This window comes from Thalassolituus sp. UBA6592 (assembly GCF_002433655.1).
Classification (GTDB): Bacteria; Pseudomonadota; Gammaproteobacteria; order Pseudomonadales; family Oceanobacteraceae; genus Venatoribacter.
On the sequence record NZ_DJIO01000004.1, the window covers coordinates 12826 to 13945 of the forward strand.

2 protein-coding genes are annotated in these 1120 nt (G+C 55.4%); both read left to right on the forward strand.

The genetic code is table 11. The annotated features are described in order from the left end of the window. The coding region (locus tag B2Z72_RS00215; RefSeq protein WP_297003952.1) for a DMT family transporter at positions 1–732 on the forward strand (732 nt) is incomplete at its 5' end. A 109-nt stretch (positions 733–841) separates the two neighbouring features. Then, positions 842–1120: hypothetical protein (locus B2Z72_RS00220; protein WP_297003954.1), on the forward strand; the 279-nt coding region annotated here is incomplete at its 3' end.

Consider the following 1120-nt stretch of genomic DNA (forward strand, 5'->3'; position numbering starts at 1 on the left):
ATTGTGGTTCCCGGTGTGCTGATGCTGCCGTTTGTGCCGCTGCTGGTATGGCGAGAGCGCTGGTGGCAGATTCTGGTTCTCAGCGCACTCAATATCGGTGTCTTCACGGTATTGCTGTTTGCCGGTATCCAGCGTCTGCCGGGCGGTATGGCGGCAACGCTGACTGCCAGTATGCCGCTGCAACTGTTGATTATCCGTGCCTTGATGGGCAGGTTTCCAACGCCATTGCAGGTGTTGGCTGCCGTTGGGGGGATTGCTGGTGTGGCATTGCTGGTGTGGCAGTCGCCAACCCATGTCGACTGGACCGGCGTTCTCTGTTCGCTGTCTGCGGCGACCATTATGTCGATTGGTGTGCTGCTGGTGCCTGTGCTGGGCAAGGGGATTCAGCCTCTGGTGCTGACCAGTGCGCAGCTGAGTTCAGCCGGTATCATTCTGTTGATCGTCGCTCTGCTGTCTGGGCAGCCGTTTCCGGAGATGGATACCGGCGCCATTCTGGCTATGGGCTGGCTTGGCCCGGTGACCATGGGCGGAGGCTATTTTCTGTGGTTCAGTGCCGTCTCACGTTTACCCGTGGATAAGGTTGCCTTCCTCGGTCTGATTAATCCGGTGGTTGCAGTCACGGGTGGTGTGATTGTCATGGGCGAGATTATGTCACTTGCTAAGGTGTTAGCCATCGTACTGGTGCTGGCCTGTGTGCTGTTGTCGCAGCATCCGGCAGCACGGCGCGGATAATTCATCTCTCAGAATAAAACTGGCACTGAAGCTGCAATCTGTCTTCTCAAAGAGTGAAAATGCCGGAATTCCGGCGTTTATCGGATTTTTGAGCGACGGGAGAATGACGATGCCAGGACAAGGTACTCCGGAAGATGTAATGCGCAGCCTGAACTTTGCGCAGGATGTGAGTAAAGAAATCAAACAGGCGAATTACCAGATGGACCGGGTAGAGCTGAAGCGCCTGTTAGCCGAGCTGACGGCTGCCATTGCTTCCAGCAAAATGGAACTCAGTCTGCTGCAGGGCGTGTGTGATGCCCGAGATAAAGAGCTCATCCGCCTTAACGAAGCCCTGGTTTATAAAGGCAATCTGCGTCGTCGCGGCGATGGCTATTACAAATCCATTGAC